A 16,807-nucleotide genomic window follows, 5' to 3' on the forward strand; every position below is an offset into this window, starting at 1 on the left:
ATGCGCCGGCCGAGCACGCTACAGATCGCGCTCGCGTTCTCGCTCGGCGTCCATGGGGCGCTGCTGAGCCTGCGCATCGCGGCGCCCGAGGCCTTCAACCGCATCTTCCAGGACACACCGCTGGAGGTCATCCTCGTCAATACACGCTCCAACGAGGCGCCAACCAAGGCGGCGGCCCTGGCTCAGGCCAACCTCGCTGGCGGCGGTAGCCTTGAGGCCGGCCGCGCCACGTCGCCCCTGCCGCCTGCGCGTCACAGCGAGATGGGCGATTCGGCCGAGGCGCAAAGCTCGCAGATCGCCCAGTTGCAGCGTCAGCAGCAGCAGTTGCTGACGCAGGTGAGGCGGGAGCTGGCACTACTGCCGCCGCCCGATCCCAAGCGTGAGAAAAGCGACGCAGCCGAGCGCGCGTTGGCCGAGAAGCGCCGCCAGCTTGTCGAGCTGCTCGCCGAGATCGAGAAGCGAGTCAACGCCGAGAATGCTCGGCCGAAGAAGCGCTACGTCAGCCCGGCCACGCGCGAGGTCGTCTACGCGCAGTACTACGATGGCCTGCGCCGTCGCATCGAAGAGCGCGGCACGCGCGACTTTCCTGAGTCACGTGGCAAGAAGCTCTACGGCGAGCTGACGATGAACATCCACATCGACCACAGGGGCCGCGTCATCGAGACAGAGATCGTGGCCTCCAGCGGCAACGCGACGCTGGACCGACGCGCCGTCGCCATCGTGCAAGCGGCCTCGCCCTTCGGCAATTTCAGCGCCGAGATGCTGCGCGGCGCCGAAGTGCTGGTCATCACCTCACGCTTCAAGTTCACACGCGACGAAGGGCTGGAAGCGACCCTGACCGGACAGAACCCATGACTGATAGATATGCGGTGGTCGGCAACCCCGTCGAGCACAGCCGCTCGCCGGCCATCCACGCAATGTTTGCGGCGCAGACCGGGCAGCGGCTGGCCTATGAACGTCTGCTGGCGCCGCTTGACGGCTTCGAGTCCACGCTGCGCGCCTTTGCGGCAGCGGGCGCGAAGGGCTGCAACATTACGGTGCCCTTCAAGTTCGATGCCTTTGTCCTGGCTGCCAGACGTACCGAGCGCGCGCAGTTGGGCGGTGCCGTCAACACGCTACGCTTCGACGCTGACGGCTGGGCGGGCGACAACACCGACGGCGCCGGCCTAGTCAACGATATCCAGCACAACGCCGGCCGCCCGCTTGCTGGCCTGCAGGTGCTGTTGGTCGGCTCCGGCGGCGCGGCGGCCGGCGTGCTGGGCAGCCTCATCGCGGCACGCCCAGAGCGCATCTGCGTCGTCAACCGCACGGTGGACAAGGCCCAGGCGCTGGTCGCCAACCATGCACATCTCGGTCACACCTCGGGCGTCAGGTTGGCTGCAGCGACGCTGGCCGAGGCGCCCGCGAACCAGGACGTCGTCGTCAACGCCACCAGCACCAGCCTAGCCGGAGCGACCTCGCCGGTGGAGCCCCATGTGTTGGCCCGTGGCGCGCTGGCGCTGGACATGATGTACGGCCCCAAGGCTCAGGGCTTCCTCGACTGGGCGACAGCCCACGGTGCCGAGTCCCGCGATGGACTGGGCATGTTGGTCGAACAGGCCGCGGAAGCCTTCTTCTTCTGGCGCGGCGTGCGCCCCGACACGGCGCCAGTTCTGGCAGCCCTGCGCGCCGAACTGGGGACCACACCGTGACTCGCCACCTCGGCCGGCTACTCGCCGTGCTGCTGCTGGCCGTGCTGTGCCTGCAACTCTGGTTTGCCGGCCGCATCGCATTGATGCGCTTTGTCGCGCCACAGTCGACCAGCTTCCAGCGCAGCGAGGCCTTGCGCCTGCTCGGCGAGAAGCACCAGGTCGCCTGGGCACAGCAATGGGTGGACGACGCCCAGTTGCCTGCCACGCTCAAGCGCGCCGTCATCGCCAGCGAGGATGACTCCTTCGCCGAGCATGGCGGCGTCGATTGGGACGCCCTAAAGGGCGCCTGGAAGAAGAACGAGAAGGCACAGGCCCGCGCGGAGGCGCGCGGCAGAACGGCCAAGGTCATCGGCGGCTCGACGATCACGCAGCAACTGGCCAAGAACCTGTTCCTGTCGGGCGAACGCACGCTGCTGCGCAAGGGCCAGGAACTCGTCCTGACGCTGATGCTCGAAAACCTGCTCGACAAACGCCGCATCCTCGAGATCTACCTGAACAATGTCGAATGGGGTGAAGGCCTGTTCGGCGCTCAGGCCGCGGCACGCCACTACTTCCGCGTCGATGCAGCCCGCCTGGGCACTTTCGAGGCCGCTCGACTGGCGGTGATGCTGCCAGCGCCCAAGCGCTTCGAGCGCCAGCCGGCGTCGGCCTATGTGATGGGCCGAGCCGGCCTCATCGCCGGTCGCATGAACGGCGCCCAGTTGCCATGAGTGGCGCCGAGATCGCCGCCGAGATCGCCGCGATGGCGGCCCGCCTCATCGTCGACGAGGGCATGGACTGGGGCCCCGCCAAGCAGCGCGCCGCCCGAGATCTGGGAGCTCCGCGCGCCGCCCTGCCAGGCAACGACGAGGTTGAGAACGCCGTGCGCGAGCACATCGCCATCTTCCACGCCGACACTCAGCCGGCCGAGTTGCGCGCCTTGCGTGAACTTGCCGCCCAATGGATGGCACGCTTGGCAGAATTTCGCCCCCATCTGGCCGGCGCTGTCTGGCGCGGCACGGCCACGCGCCTGTCCAACGTCCACCTGCAGCTCTACTGCGACGACAGCAAGGCCGCCGAGATCGAGTTGCTCAACCGCGGCTTGAGCTTCGACGTCGCCGAGACTACGGCGGGCCGAGGCCGGCCAGTGGATATGCTCATACTTGACGTCCCCTGCGCCGCCCTGGGCGAGCGGGTGACGCTGTGCCTGACCATCCTGGACTTCGACGACCTGCGAGGCGCCCTCAAGCCCGATTCACGCGGCCAGACCGAGCGCGGCGACCTGGCGGCCCTCCAGACTTTGCTGGACCTCTCCGAATGAGCCCCTTCACTCGCCGCCTACTCTTGACCGGCGCCGGCCTTGGGGCCGCGGCCCTGGGCACTGGCATCGCCTGGCGCCAGCTTCACCCGCCGCAAGCTTCCGCCACTGCGCAGGCCTTCTGGGCACGGCGCTTCCCCGGCCTGGACGGCACAGAACTGGCCGTCGCCCGCTGGCGCGGCCGGCCGCTGCTTGTTAACTTCTGGGCCACCTGGTGCCCGCCCTGCGTGAAGGAACTGCCCGAAATCAACCAGTTCTATAAGGAGGCCAAGGGCCAGGGTTGGCAGGTGCTGGGCCTGGCGGTAGACCAGGCCGAGCCGGTCAAGGCCTTTTTGCAGAAGGCTCCACTGGACTTCGCAGTCGCCCTGGCCGGGCCAGAGGGCCTGGGACTGGTGCGCGAGCTGGGCAATCCGGCCGGCGGCTTGCCGTTTTCCGTGGTCTTCGACGAGACCGGGGAGATCAGTTGGCGCCGTTTGGGTGTCAGCAGCCTGGAAGATCTGAGGCTGCTGATCAAAAACTGAGAATTTCCCTATCCGGCGGGAAATCGGCGCCAAAACGCGTAAAGTTCGCCCTTCCTCAATTTAGTGGCGGCTCTCTAGACCCTAGGTCAGGCGAGTCGCCGCGTGTTTGATGCAAGTTCTCGTCCTGCATGGCCCTAACCTCAACCTGCTCGGCACACGCGAGCCAGAGGTCTACGGCGCGCAGACTCTCGCGCAGATCGATGCCGAACTGGCCACGATCGCCACGGATGCCGGCGCCACGCTGAGCAGCTTCCAGAGCAACCACGAAGGCGCTCTGGTTGACCGCATCCAGGCAGCGCGCAGCGACGGCACGCGCTTCATCATCATCAACCCGGCCGCCTACACGCATACCAGTGTTGCCATCCGCGATGCGCTGGCGGCCGTGTCCCTGCCTTTCATCGAAGTCCATTTGTCCAACATTCACCGCCGAGAGGCCTTCCGCCATCACAGCTATGTGAGCGAGTTGGCGGTGGGTGTCATCTGCGGCCTCGGTGCGAACGGCTACCGCCTCGCACTGAGCCACGCCCTCGAATCGTTGGAAGCCGGTGCCTGACCCCGCGTTGGCGCCGCTTTTTCTTCCCCCCCACAACAACAACATAGCCTGGAGCCACGATGGACCTGCGCAAGCTCAAAACCCTGATCGACCTGGTCTCGGAATCCAACATCTCTGAACTGGAAATCACCGAGGCCGACGGCAAGGTCCGCATCGTCAAGTCCGACCCGGCCGCCGCCGTCGCCGTGCAGCCGGTCTATGCCGCCGCACCGGTCACACCCGTCGCCACCGCCGCAGCGCCGGCCGCCACACCGGTAGCCGCTGCTGCCGCGCCCGCTGCCGCAGCGCCGGTCGAGACCGGCCACATCGTCAAGTCGCCGATGGTCGGCACCTTCTACCGCGCCTCCAGCCCGAACGCCAAGCCGTTCGCGGACGTAGGCCAGGCAGTTAAGGAAGGCGAGGCCATCTGCATCATCGAAGCGATGAAGATCATGAACGAGATCGAGGCCGACAAGACCGGCACGATCACCAAGATCCTGTGCGAAAACGGCCAGGCGGTCGAGTTCGGTCAGCCGCTGTTCGTGATTGAGTAAGGACTTCTGATGTTCAAGAAGGTTCTTATCGCCAACCGAGGCGAGATCGCGTTGCGTATCCAGCGCGCCTGCCGCGAGCTCGGCATCAAGTCCGTCGTCGTCTACTCCGAGGCCGACCGCGACGCCAAGTATGTGCGTCTGGCCGATGAGGCCGTCTGCATCGGCCCGGCGCCTTCGGCCCAGAGCTATCTCAGCATGCCGGCCATCATCGCCACCGCCGAGGTGACCGATGCCGAAGCCATCCACCCCGGCTACGGCTTCCTCAGCGAGAACGCCGACTTTGCCGAGCGCGTGGAGCGAAGCGGCTTCACCTTCATCGGCCCGACGCCCGAGTCCATCCGCATGATGGGCGACAAGGTCTCGGCCAAACAGGCCATGATTCGTGCCGGCGTGCCCTGCGTGCCCGGCTCAGAAGGCGCCCTTCCCGAGGATCCGAAGGAGATCATCAAGATCGCCCGCTCGGTGGGCTACCCGGTCATCATCAAGGCCGCCGGCGGCGGCGGCGGTCGGGGCATGCGCGTGGTGCACACAGAGGCCGCACTCGTGCATGCCGTGCAAACGACGCGCGCCGAGGCAGGTGCAGCTTTCGGCAACCCCGAGGTCTACATGGAGAAGTTCCTGGAGAACCCACGCCACGTGGAGATCCAGGTGCTGGCCGACACCTTCAAGAACGCCGTCTGGCTGGGGGAGCGCGACTGCTCCATGCAGCGCCGTCACCAGAAGATCATCGAGGAGGCACCTGCTCCCGGGATTCCCCGCCGCACCATCGAGAAGGTGGGAGATCGATGCGCCGCCGCATGCAAGAAGATGGGCTATCGCGGCGCCGGCACCTTCGAGTTCCTGTACGAGAACGGCGAGTTCTATTTCATCGAGATGAACACGCGTGTGCAGGTGGAGCACCCGGTCACCGAGCTGGTCACGGGCATCGACATCGTGCAGCAGCAGATTCGCATCGCCGCCGGCGAGAAGCTGCCGTTCACGCAACGTCAGATCGAACTCAAGGGCCACTCCATCGAGTGCCGCATCAACGCGGAAGACCCAGTCAAGTTCACACCGTCGCCTGGCCGCATCACGATGTGGCACGCCCCCGGCGGCCCCGGCGTGCGCGTGGACTCCCACGCCTACACGAACTACTTCGTGCCGCCCAACTACGATTCCATGATCGGCAAGATCATCGTCCACGGCGACACCCGCGAGCAGGCGCTGGCCCGCATGCGCATCGCGCTGAGCGAGACAGTGGTCGAAGGCATCCAGACCAACATCCCGCTGCACCGCGAACTGATGGCTGACGCCAAGTTCATCGAAGGTGGCACCTCCATCCACTACCTCGAAGGCTGGATGGCCGCCCATAAACGCTGATGAGCAACCTGTTTGAGCTTGCCCTGGTCTGCCGCGAGGCCGACGTCGAGATCGTCAGCGATGCGCTGATGGAGATCGACGCGCTCGCGGTGTCGGTGGAAGACGCCGACGCTGACACCGCCGCCGAGCAGGCCTTGTTTGGCGAGCCCGGCATGCCAGCGCCCAAGGCCGGCTGGGAACGCTCGGTCGTCAAGGCCCTCTTTCCCACCGAGCCCGAGGCCACCGAGGCGGCGACGCTGATCCTGGCCCAAGACTGGGCGGCCGACGTGCACATACAGGCTATCCAGGCCGTGCCCGAGCAGGACTGGGTACGGCTGACACAGAGCCAGTTCGCCCCCGTCGAGATCACGCCCGAGTTCTGGATCGTGCCGAGCTGGCATGAGGCGCCGCCGCAGGCGCAGCGCGTCATGCGACTCGATCCGGGCCTGGCCTTCGGTACGGGCACGCATCCGACGACGCGCATGTGCCTACGCTGGATCGCCATGCACGCGCAAGCCTGGCCGCGTGTGCTGGACTACGGCTGCGGCTCTGGCATTCTTGCCATCGGCGCGGCCCTGCACGGCGCCCACGATATCGATGCGGTGGACATCGACCCTGCAGCCATTACCTCGTCGCGCGACAACGCGACGGCCAATGGCGTCACGCTGAACCCCGGCCTGCCCGAGCTGGCCCGGGGCCAGTATCCGCTGGTCATCGCCAACATCCTGGCCACGCCGCTGAAGCTGCTCGCGCCGCTGCTCTGCGCCCATGTCTCGCCGGGCGGCCACCTGATCCTCGCCGGCATCCTCAGCCGCCAAGCCGATGAGCTGAAGGCTGCCTATGCACCGTGGCTGACGCTCGATGTCGGCGACGAAGAGGACGGCTGGATCCTGATGACGGCCAAACGCCCAGCATGAGCCTCGCAACGCGCTGCACCGCCTGCGGCACGATCTTCCGGATCGTCGAGGACCAGCTGCGCGTCTCCGATGGCTGGGTGCGCTGCGGTCGCTGTGCCGAGATCTTCGACGCCCGCGAACTGTTGTTCGACATCGAACGCGACGCACCTCCGCCGTGGCCCTCACAATTCGCGACGGACGAGCCCGAAACTCCTCCGTCCTCCCCACCGCCTCCTCCTCCGGCCCCAGCCTTCGAGCCGTCGCAGCCCTGGATGCCACCGCCCGAGCCCGAACCGCACGCAGAGGCTTTGCCCACAGGCTGGCCGTCGCCGGACATTGCACGGCACGAACCGCGATGGGTCGATGAGGAGCAGAGCGCGGCGGTGTTTCCGCCCACCCATGTTCCCGAGGCAGCCCCAATCACGGCGGCCGAGCCAGCACTCGCACCAGAGCCCGTAGTGCCGGAGTTCATGCGCCGTGCCGAAAGCAGCGCGCGCTGGAGCCGGCCCGGCATCCGCCTGGCTTTGCTTGGCGTGTCGCTGCTGCTAGTCGTGCTGCTTGCCCTGCAGGTCGCGCTGCACTTCCGCCATGCGCTCGCAGCCCTGTATCCACCGCTGCGCGAACCGCTCAGCACCTTATGCGGTATCGCGGGTTGCGAGATCAAGCCTTGGAAGCGCATCGAGGCCTTGAGCATCGACTCCACCTCGCTGAATCCCATCGGCAGTGGCGGCTACAAGCTCAATCTGGCGCTGCGCAACAAGACCGGCGTGGACGTCGCAGCCCCCTCCATCGAGCTGAGCCTGACCGACACCAACGGCGCCCCGCTCGCGCGCCGCGTGCTCGGCCCTGAAGCCATGAGCCCGGCGCTCACACAGATCAATGCCGAGTCGGAGCAGGCCCTGAGCCTGGTCTTCAGCACCGGTGGCCAGCGCATCAGCGGCTACAGCGTCAACATCTTTTATCCCTGAGACGGAACCGCGTGGAGTCCTGAGACTTCAAGGGGCGTGACCAAGCCAGGTCGCGGGGATTCGCGACGGCCCCTCCAGACAAAAAAAACCCGGCACCGAAAGCTCGGGCCGGGTGGTCTGGCGTCACGGGCCGGGCGGAGGACCGCCCGGTCAGCGGGTCAGAAGATCGCCTGATTAGGGCTTGTTGCCGGTCGGGAAGGGCCAGGCAGCTTGCGGGCTCAGTGCCGTCTTGGCAGCCGGAGCGGCAGCGGCGGGCTTCGCAGCAGCGGCAGGCTTTGCGGCAGCGGCGGGCTTCGCAGCAGCCTTCTTGGGCGCAGCGGCCTTCTTCGCAGCAGGCTTGGCAGCGGCCTTCTTGGGCGCAGCAGCCTTCTTCGCAGCAGGCTTGGCAGCAGCCTTCTTAGGCGCAGCAGCCTTCTTAGGCGCAGCAGCCTTCTTGGCCGGAGCGGCCTTCTTGGCGGGCGCAGCCTTCTTGGCCGGAGTGGCCTTCTTGGCCGGAGCGGCCTTCTTGGCCGGAGCGGCCTTCTTGGCCGGAGCGGCCTTCTTGGCCGGAGCCGCCTTCTTAGCCGGAGCTGCCTTCTTGGCCGGAGCGGCCTTCTTGGCCGGAGCGGCCTTCTTGGCCGGAGCGGCCTTCTTGGCCGGAGCGGCCTTCTTGGCCGGAGCGGCCTTCTTGGCCGGAGCGGCCTTCTTGGCCGGAGCGGCCTTCTTGGCCGGAGCCGCCTTCTTAGCCGGAGCCGCCTTCTTGGCCGGAGCGGCCTTCTTGGCGGCAGCCTTCTTCGGTGCGGCCTTGGCCGGGGTCTTTGCAGTTGCCATGGTTTTCTCCTTGATCAAGTGGAAAAGTCACCGCCCCACACGGACCGGTCCGCGTGGATACGGCTATTCACCGTCCGAGAGTCGCTCAGGAGGAACGCCTCGGTACGGTGAATGGGATCGCCATGCAGCCCCGCCACCTCGAGGGTGTTGAAGCGGGTTTCGCTCGGTAACTGCATTGGCCAGGTCTTGATCTTGTTAAGGCTGGGGGGTCAATCCCAGCTCAGTGCCCCACCCGACTGGTACTCGATGACACGGGTCTCGAAGAAGTTGCGTTCCTTCTTCAAGTCGATCATCTCGGACATCCACGGGAAGGGATTTTCTTCGTTGGGGAACAGGGCTTCGAGGCCGATCTGCACCGCACGGCGGTTGGCGATGAAGCGCAGATAGCCCTTGAACATCGAGGCGTTGAGGCCCAGCACGCCGCGCGGCATGGTGTCCTCGGCATAGCGATATTCCAGTTCGACGGCCTTCAGGAACAGCGCCTTGATCTCCGCCTTGAACTCTGCAGTCCACAGGTGCGGATTCTCAAGCTTGATCTGGTTGATCAGGTCGATGCCGAAATTGCAGTGCATCGACTCGTCGCGCAGGATGTACTGGTACTGCTCAGCAGCCCCGGTCATTTTGTTCTGGCGGCCCATCGCCAGGATCTGCGTGAAGCCAACGTAGAAGAACAGGCCTTCCATCAGGCAGGCGAAGACGATCAACGACTTCAGCAGCGTCTGGTCGGTTTCAGGCGTGCCAGTCTTGAAGTCCGGGTTCATGATCGCGTCGATGAACGGGATCAGAAACTCATCCTTGTCGCGGATGGACTGGACTTCGTTGTAGGCATTGAAGATCTCGCTCTCGTCGAGACCCAGCGATTCCACAATGTACTGGTACGCGTGCGTATGGATGGCTTCTTCAAACGCCTGGCGCAGCAGGAACTGGCGGCACTCCGGCGCCGTGATGTGGCGGTAGGTGCCCAACACGATGTTGTTGGCGGCCAGCGAATCGGCAGTGACGAAGAAGCCGAGGTTGCGCTTGATGATGCGGCGCTCGTCCTCGCTCAGGCCGTTGGGATCCTTCCAGAGCGCGATGTCGCGGCTCATGTTCACTTCCTGCGGCATCCAGTGATTGGCGCAGGTGGCGAGGTACTTCTCCCAGGCCCACTTGTACTTGAACGGCACCAGCTGGTTGACGTCGGTCTGGCCGTTGATGATGCGCTTGTCGGCAGCCTTCACGCGACGCGCGGTGGTAGCTTCGCCAGACAGCTGGGGAGCAGGCATCGAGACGCTGGCAGCTTCGCGCGACTGCGTCGCCGAAGGTGTGGCCGCGAGAGGTTTCGCGGTGGGGTTGTCAGTGGACTTCAGGTCTTCGTCCCAATCCAGCATGGTGTGCTTCCTATCGCTTCGAATTATCGGCAGTGCTGTAGCAAATCAACAAGAACCAGCAACTGCTATTTGCATCATTCGCGCAATCTTTGTTGCGCGAGGACATCGAAAACACGCGGCACCAACTTGTCTATACAAGTTGGTGCCGCTGCTTCCATTACTGGCAAGCCTCGCAACCAGGGTCGTCGATGGCGCAGAACTTCATGTCCGTCGCCGGCAACTCGGACTCGACGACAGCGACCGGCGCGGCTGCCGCGGCAGCCACCGGCGCAGCACCCGACGACACCGCGTTGAGCTGGCCCGAGCGAGTGACCGTGCTCTTCTCGGCCTGCGTCGCGCTGATGGTGCGCAGGTAGTAGGTCGTCTTCAGACCGCGCTGCCACGCAAGCTTGTACGTCTCGTCCAGCTTCTTGCCCGAGGCGCCAGCCATGTAGATGTTCAGGCTCTGCGCCTGGTCGATCCACTTCTGGCGGCGCGCACCGGCTTCGATCAGCCACACGGTGTCGACTTCGAAGGCCGTGGCGTACAGCGCCTTGATGTCCTCCGGCACGCGGTCGATACGGCGCAGCGAACCGTCGAAGTGCTTGAGGTCCATGACCATCACGTCGTCCCACAGCCCCAGCGACTTCAGGTCGCGCACCAGCGACTCATTGATCACGGTGAACTCGCCGGACAGGTTGGACTTCACCGACAGGTTGCCGAAGCAGGGCTCGATGGACGCGTCCACGCCGATGATGTTGGAGATAGTGGCCGTCGGCGCGATGGCCACGCAGTTGCTGTTGCGCATGCCGTACGTGGCGATGCGACCGCGCAGCGCGTCCCAGTCCATGGAGGTCGAGCGGTCCACGTCGACGTAGCCGCCGCGGGCGTCGGCGAGCAGGTCTAGCGAGTCAATCGGCAGGATGCCGCGATCCCACAGGGAGCCTTTGTAGGAGGAATAGCGGCCGCGCTCCTCGGCCAGCTCGGTCGAGGCCCAATAGGCGTGGTAGCACACGGCCTCCATCGAACGGTCGGCGAACTCCACGGCGGCCTGCGACGCGTAGGGCGTGCGCAGCGCGTACAGCGCATCCTGGAAACCCATGATGCCCAGACCCACCGGGCGGTGGCGCAAGTTGGAGTCGCGCGCCTTCTTGACGGCGTAATAGTTGATGTCGATGACGTTGTCGAGCATGCGCATCGCCGTACGCACCGTCTTCTTCAGCTTGACCTGGTCGATCTGACCATCCTTCAGATGCTGGGCCAGGTTGACGGAGCCGAGGTTGCAGACAGCAATCTCGCTGTCGTTGGTGTTCAGCGTGATCTCGGTGCACAGGTTGGACGAGTGCACGACGCCGACATGCTGCTGCGGGCTACGCACGTTGCAGGCGTCCTTGAACGTGATCCAGGGATGCCCCGTCTCGAACAGCATGGACAGCATCTTGCGCCACAGGTCCTTTGCGGGCATGCGCTTGAAGAGCTTGAGCTCGCCGCGATCAACCTTGCTCTCGTAGCCGACATACGCCTCTTCGAAGGCCTTACCGAACTTGTCGTGCAGGTCCGGGCAGGTGGACGGGCTGAACAGCGTCCAGTCGCCACCCTCGATGACACGCCGCATGAACAGGTCGGGGATCCAGTTCGCCGTGTTCATGTCGTGCGTACGACGGCGGTCGTCGCCGGTGTTCTTGCGCAGGTCCAGGAACTCTTCGATGTCCAAGTGCCAGGTTTCCAAGTAGGCACAGACGGCGCCTTTGCGCTTGCCACCCTGGTTCACGGCCACGGCCGTGTCGTTCACCACCTTCAGGAAGGGCACGACGCCCTGCGACTTGCCGTTGGTGCCCTTGATGTGCGAGCCCAGCGCGCGCACGGGAGTCCAGTCATTGCCCAGGCCGCCGGCGAACTTTGACAGGAGCGCGTTCTCCTTCAGCGCCTCATAGATGCCGTCGAGGTCGTCGCTGACGGTGGTCAGGTAGCAACTCGACAGCTGCGAGCGGCGCGTGCCGCTGTTGAACAGCGTCGGCGTGCTGGACATGAAGTCAAAGCTGGACAGCACCTCGTAGAACTCGATGGCACGGGCTTCGCGGTCAATTTCGTTCAGCGCCAGGCCCATGGCCACGCGCATGAAGAAGGCCTGCGGCATCTCGATGCGCACATCCTCCACATGCAGGAAGTAGCGGTCATACAGCGTCTGCAGACCCAGATAGTCGAACTGCAGGTCGCGATCGGCCTTCAGCGCGGCACCCAGCCTGGCCAGGTCGTACTGGCCGAGCTTCTCGTCCAGCAACTCGGCCTGGATGCCCTTCTTGATATAGCCGGGGAAGTAGTCGGCGTAACGCGCCTGCATCTCGGCCTGCGTGACCTCGCCACCAACGATCTCGCGACGGATGGTGTGCAGCAGCAGCCGGGCAGTGGCGCGGCTATAGCCCGGATCCTTCTCGATCAGCGTGCGCGCGGCCAGAATGGCTGCCTTGTAGACCTCGTCGATGGCGACGCCGTCATACAGGTTTCGCTGTGTCTCGGCCAGCACGGGCTCTGGTGCTACGTCGGCGCCGAGGTTCTCGCAGGCGGAGGCAATCAGCGATTTCAGAGCGCCCAGATCCAACGGACGGCGCTCGCCGCCATCCACCACCATCAGGGACGGCTCTGCGGCACGGGCAGCTTCGCCCTGCGCGGCGCGCTCCTGCGCGCGGCGCTCGCGGTACAGCACATAGGCGCGCGCCACCTCGTGGTGGCCGCTGCGCATCAGACCCAGTTCGACCTGGTCCTGTACGTCCTCGATATGGAAGGTTCCACCACTCGGGCGCGAACGCAGCAGCGCGCGCACAACGTTCTGCGTCAGTTGCTCCACCGTCTCTCGCACGCTGGCCGAAGCCGCGCCGCTGGTGCCGTGCACAGCCAGGAACGCCTTCATCAACGCGACGGCGATCTTGCTGGGCTCGAACGAGACCACGGCACCGTTGCGGCGAATGATCTGGTAAGCATGGTAGGTCGTCAGCGCGGGAGCGCTGGGGGCTTGCGCGTCGGATCCAAACGCGACCGGGGATGCCGAGGAGAGCGGAGTGAGCGAGGCGGCGGCCTGGCCCGTGGCGGCTTCATGCAGCATGAGGGGATCCTTTATCGAGAAATGACGGGCAAATGCGCAGCAGCAACCCGGAGGTGGGGCGGCGCATCATGCGTTGCTTCAGTGGGGGTGTTTCGTCCCTGCCGCTCCGTTGCCAGGCCGGCATTCCGGCTGGTTCCTCGGGCGCAATGCCGCCGCGGCCAGGCCACGGCGAACAGCGAATCCGAGGGGGTGGTCATGGGATCGACTGGGTCAGCAGGATATCACGAGGGAACACTATATCTATGGCTCGCAGCCCCCTCAAGCACTACCCCTAGTGTCAAACCCTGGCCGGAATCTGTCCCGAGAAACCAGATACACCCGCCTTTGTCCGATCAGATCGGGGCACGAAGCGCACGACCCGCATCACCATTGGGCTGGCGGGGCGCCGCGGGACGCGAGGCCGCGCCAATACTGGGTTTTCAAGGTGGAGCCAGCAGCCAAAGCACTGGATGGACTGGATTCAAGCAGGGCAAATCCCGAGGGCCTGTCATGTGTCGAATCGTGAGTAGCCCTTGCGGCCTTGGTGGCTTTTGCAGGGGGCTGCTTGCTGCACGCAACGGCAAGCCCGATCGATGCCGTTCCACGATGCCAGCCCCGCCCGCCCCCGGGGCCGGGAGGCGGGACGGCTCCTGTGTTTCAGCTATCGCCCGCCGAAATGGCCAGCCGCGCCATGCGGTAGCGGATCTGGCGCAGCGACAGCCCGAGGCTGGCCGCCGCCGCGGTGCGGTTGAAGCGGTGCAACTCCAGTGCACGCAGCAAGATGTTTCGCTCGACCTCGTCGAGATAGCGCGCCAGATCATTGGGAAGCTCTTCCTGCAACACCAGCCCCTCGCCCCCTGGCTCGACGATCAGCGGCGCCTCCAGTGCGGCGAACTGCGACTCGCTCCGGTCTTCATCCAGCAGCGTTTCGGGCAGCCCAAGGTCGTCCGTATCGATCCACTCGCCGCCTGCCAGTGCCAAAGCGCGATGCAGCAGGTTCTCCAGTTCGCGCACGTTGCCGGGGAAGGCGTAGCGCGACAGCGTCTGCAGCGCCGCCGCAGTCAGCCGTGGCGTGGGCGACACGCCCGCGTCCTGAGCAATGCGCGCCAGCACCCGCGCGCCAATCAGCCCCAGGTCCTCCAGCCGCTCGCGCAGCGGCGGCACACGGATCTGAATGACGTTCAGGCGGTAGAACAAGTCCTGCCGGAAACGGCCGGCCGCCACTTCGGCCGCCAGGTCCTTGTGCGTTGCACTCAGGATGCGCACATTCACCGGGCTCTCGGCCGTCGCGCCAACCGGTCGCACCGAACGCTCCTGGATCACGCGCAACAGCTTGCTCTGCATGGCCAGCGGCAGGTCGCCAATCTCGTCGAGGAAGAGCGTGCCACCGTCGGCCGCCTGGAAGAAGCCCTCGCGGTCCTCGTTCGCGCCGGTGAAAGCGCCTTTGCGATAGCCAAAGAACTCTGCCTCCAGCAGGTTCTCGGGGATGGCGCCGCAGTTGACGGCGATGAAGCGTTGTCCAGCACGAGCGCCGTGGTCGTGAATGGCGCGCGCGACCAACTCCTTGCCGGTGCCCGACTCGCCCTGCACCAGCACCGGCGCCATGCTGCGTCCGACCTTGGCGATCAGCGAGCGCACCGCCTGCATGGCCGGCGACTCGCCCACCAGGCGCAGTGCAGAGGCTGGCGCCGCCGCCCGCTTCTCCTCGGCAGCCGGCGCCGGCTCGGGTGCCACGCGCCCAAGCGCCGAGCCGACGACGAGGCGGAACTGGCGCAGGTCGACGGGCTTGGTCAGGTAGTCATAGGCACCAGCCTTGAGTGCCTCCACCGCGTTCTCGGCCGAGCCGAATGCCGTGATGACGATGGCCTTCTCTGGACGGCCCGCCTGCTCCAGCCAGCGCAGCAGTTCCAGGCCCGAGCCATCGGGCAGCTTCATGTCCGTAATGACTGCACTGTAGGTGGCATCACGCAGATGCGCGAGCGCCTCCGCGACCGTGCCGGCACTATCGATCTCATAGCCTTCGCGGAGCAGCGTCAGCTCGTAGAGTGTGCGCAGGTCAGGTTCATCGTCGACGACCAGCAGGCGCGAAGGAGTGGCGTTATTCATGTGCGAAATAGGACGCTGAACTCGTTGGCCGCCGCCTCGGCAGCGCGGCGGTACTCGATGCGCGCGCCGTGGCGCTCGCAAAGCTCGCGGCAAATATAGAGGCCCAGGCCCGAGCCGCGGCTGCGTGTCGAGAAGAAGGGTTCGAAGAGATGTCGCTCGATCTCCATCGGCACCGGCGCACCGGTGCTGCCCACGACGAGTTCCAGCCCGGCGCCCAGGCGTTCCAGCGTGACCCGGATCGCGCCCGGAACCGGATCGGCATGGCGATGCGCGTTGTCCAGCAGGTTGACGAGCACGCGGCGCAGATGCTCGGCGTCGAACTGCCCCTTCAGCCCCGGCGCCGCGACACGGAGCTGGAACCGGCCCTGCGCGCCGGACGCCACGCCGTTGACCTTGGCCCAGTCCTCGCAGGTCTCCTGCACCAGCGCGCTGACGTCAAGACTCAGTGTCGCCGGCTGCACGCTTGGCGCAAGCTCGCCAACGTCATCGACGAGACGCTTGAGCCTTTGCACGTTGGACGCCACCATGCGCGTCAGCTGCTCGGCTCGCATGCCGGCCACATCCTCGGCGATCAGCGCATTCGCCTGCGCGATGGCCGCGAGCGGATTGCGGATCTCGTGCGCGATGCCGGCCGACACGCGCCCCATCGCGGCCAGCTTCTCCTGGCGGGTGCGGGCCAACAGCTCACGGTTGTCCTCGACGAACAGCACGCACAACTCCTCGCTACCCTCGCGTTGACGCGTGAAACGCAGGCGCAGCCGCAGACTGCGGCTGGCGCCACTGTCCAGCGGAAGCGCCACGTCGAGCTCCGTCCCCGCCCTGCCCGTGCTTCCTGCATATGCGCTCTCCAGCGCCTGCACCAGCGGTTGCCAGTCTGCACGGCCACGCAGTTGCCAGCTCAGCTCGCCGCTGGCCGCTCCGAGCAGCGCACGCGACGCCGGGTTCATCGCCCGCACTCGGCCGCGCCGATCAACGACCAGCACCCCCTCCTGCATCTCGTCGATGACCAGCCGGTTCAGCAGCTCCTGCTGGCGCGCCAGCGCCAGGCTGCCACGCGCGGCCTTTTCCTCGCGGGCCAGGCGCGCGCTCAGTTCACCGGCGAGCAGGCTGACGGCGAACAAGCCGCTGCCCACCAGCCCCGCCTGTGTCGTCTTCAAGCCGACGTCCGCGCCCGACAGCACCGACCACGCCGCCGCGCCCAACAGCCCCAGCGTCGCCATCGCCGCAGTCGCCAGCGCCAGAAGGCGCGGGCTCAGCACCGCCGCCATCAGCACCGGCATCACAAAGAGCACGCCGTAGTTCACCCCGCTCGAATCCAGCGCATGCAGCGCTCCGAACAGGATCAAGTCGATGCCGATGGCACTCCACCAGTGTGGGCTGCTGATGCGGGCCAGGCTGCGCGCCGTCGCGCCGCGCTGCAACTGAGGCAGCAGCCATAGCACCACCGCAGCAACGGCGTACGACGCGCTCAGGGCCAACGTCGAGGCAGCGGGCGACGTACCCAATGCCGCCGCGATCAACTGCGCGGCGATCAAGGCCAGGCCCAGCGCCGCGCGCGCCGCGACGAAGGCACGATATAGGCGCCTGAAGCTGGCGCTGCTCTCGGCCGGCTCGGCCGGCGCAGACTCGACGAACCAGCCGCCCTCGCCAGCCAGGCCGCCCACGC

At 66.0% G+C, this 16,807-nt stretch carries 15 protein-coding genes; 10 read left to right on the top strand and 5 right to left on the bottom strand.

The window, feature by feature from the left end:
- From QM732_RS17765 to QM732_RS17810, 10 genes are all read left to right on the top strand, one after another.
- A complete protein-coding gene (locus QM732_RS17765) occupies window positions 1–855 on the top strand; it encodes an energy transducer TonB (RefSeq protein WP_415657427.1) in 855 nt (284 codons plus the stop codon).
- Window positions 852–1,691, top strand: a complete 840-nt coding sequence (aroE, locus tag QM732_RS17770; RefSeq protein ID WP_415657428.1) for a shikimate dehydrogenase — start codon at window positions 852–854, stop codon at window positions 1,689–1,691. The genes QM732_RS17765 and aroE overlap by 4 nt, the downstream gene beginning before the upstream one ends.
- Window positions 1,688–2,401, top strand: coding sequence for a monofunctional biosynthetic peptidoglycan transglycosylase (gene mtgA, locus QM732_RS17775; RefSeq protein ID WP_415657429.1), 714 nt, complete (start codon window positions 1,688–1,690; stop codon window positions 2,399–2,401). Before aroE ends, mtgA begins: the two co-directional genes overlap by 4 nt.
- A complete protein-coding gene (locus tag QM732_RS17780) occupies window positions 2,398–2,991 on the top strand; it encodes a hypothetical protein (RefSeq protein WP_415657430.1) in 594 nt (197 codons plus the stop codon). The genes mtgA and QM732_RS17780 overlap by 4 nt, the downstream gene beginning before the upstream one ends.
- Complete coding sequence (locus QM732_RS17785; RefSeq protein ID WP_415657431.1) at window positions 2,988–3,509, top strand: TlpA family protein disulfide reductase; 522 nt, start codon at window positions 2,988–2,990, stop codon at window positions 3,507–3,509. Before QM732_RS17780 ends, QM732_RS17785 begins: the two co-directional genes overlap by 4 nt.
- 106 nt (window positions 3,510–3,615) lie before the next feature.
- Window positions 3,616–4,062, top strand: a complete 447-nt coding sequence (gene aroQ, locus QM732_RS17790; protein ID WP_415657432.1) for a type II 3-dehydroquinate dehydratase — start codon at window positions 3,616–3,618, stop codon at window positions 4,060–4,062.
- A gap of 59 nt (window positions 4,063–4,121) precedes the next feature.
- On the top strand, window positions 4,122–4,595 hold the full coding sequence (accB, locus tag QM732_RS17795) for an acetyl-CoA carboxylase biotin carboxyl carrier protein (RefSeq protein ID WP_415657433.1): 474 nt from the start codon (window positions 4,122–4,124) through the stop codon (window positions 4,593–4,595).
- 9 nt (window positions 4,596–4,604) lie between these two features.
- Window positions 4,605–5,954 (top strand): acetyl-CoA carboxylase biotin carboxylase subunit, encoded by a 1,350-nt coding sequence (gene accC / locus QM732_RS17800; protein WP_415657434.1) that lies wholly within the window; start codon window positions 4,605–4,607, stop codon window positions 5,952–5,954.
- 8 nt (window positions 5,955–5,962) lie between these two features.
- Window positions 5,963–6,850, top strand: coding sequence for a 50S ribosomal protein L11 methyltransferase (gene prmA, locus QM732_RS17805; protein WP_415659407.1), 888 nt, complete (start codon window positions 5,963–5,965; stop codon window positions 6,848–6,850).
- The gene (locus tag QM732_RS17810) at window positions 6,847–7,797 is read left to right on the top strand and encodes a zinc-ribbon and DUF3426 domain-containing protein (RefSeq protein ID WP_415657435.1); all 951 of its coding nucleotides are present in this window, start codon (window positions 6,847–6,849) and stop codon (window positions 7,795–7,797) included. Before prmA ends, QM732_RS17810 begins: the two co-directional genes overlap by 4 nt.
- Before the next feature lie 174 nt (window positions 7,798–7,971).
- Here QM732_RS17810 and QM732_RS17815 read toward each other — a convergent pair whose 3' ends face one another.
- The 5 genes from QM732_RS17815 to QM732_RS17835 all read right to left on the bottom strand — a co-directional run bounded on the left by QM732_RS17815 (window position 7,972) and on the right by QM732_RS17835 (window position 16,805).
- A complete protein-coding gene (locus QM732_RS17815; protein ID WP_415657436.1) occupies window positions 7,972–8,607 on the bottom strand; it encodes a histone in 636 nt (211 codons plus the stop codon).
- Window positions 8,608–8,816: 209 nt separating this feature from the next.
- Window positions 8,817–9,977, bottom strand: coding sequence for a ribonucleotide-diphosphate reductase subunit beta (locus QM732_RS17820; protein WP_415657437.1), 1,161 nt, complete (start codon window positions 9,975–9,977; stop codon window positions 8,817–8,819).
- Window positions 9,978–10,134: 157 nt separating this feature from the next.
- Window positions 10,135–13,056, bottom strand: a complete 2,922-nt coding sequence (locus QM732_RS17825; protein WP_415657438.1) for a ribonucleoside-diphosphate reductase subunit alpha — start codon at window positions 13,054–13,056, stop codon at window positions 10,135–10,137.
- Between the two features lie 636 nt (window positions 13,057–13,692).
- Window positions 13,693–15,141, bottom strand: coding sequence for a sigma-54-dependent transcriptional regulator (locus tag QM732_RS17830; protein ID WP_415657439.1), 1,449 nt, complete (start codon window positions 15,139–15,141; stop codon window positions 13,693–13,695).
- On the bottom strand, window positions 15,138–16,805 hold the full coding sequence (locus QM732_RS17835) for a sensor histidine kinase (protein WP_415659408.1): 1,668 nt from the start codon (window positions 16,803–16,805) through the stop codon (window positions 15,138–15,140). Before QM732_RS17835 ends, QM732_RS17830 begins: the two co-directional genes overlap by 4 nt.
- Between the last annotated feature and the right edge of the window lie 2 nt (window positions 16,806–16,807).

The sequence above is a fragment of the Roseateles sp. genome (assembly GCF_047654805.1).
Lineage (GTDB): Bacteria > Pseudomonadota > Gammaproteobacteria > Burkholderiales > Burkholderiaceae_C > Pelomonas.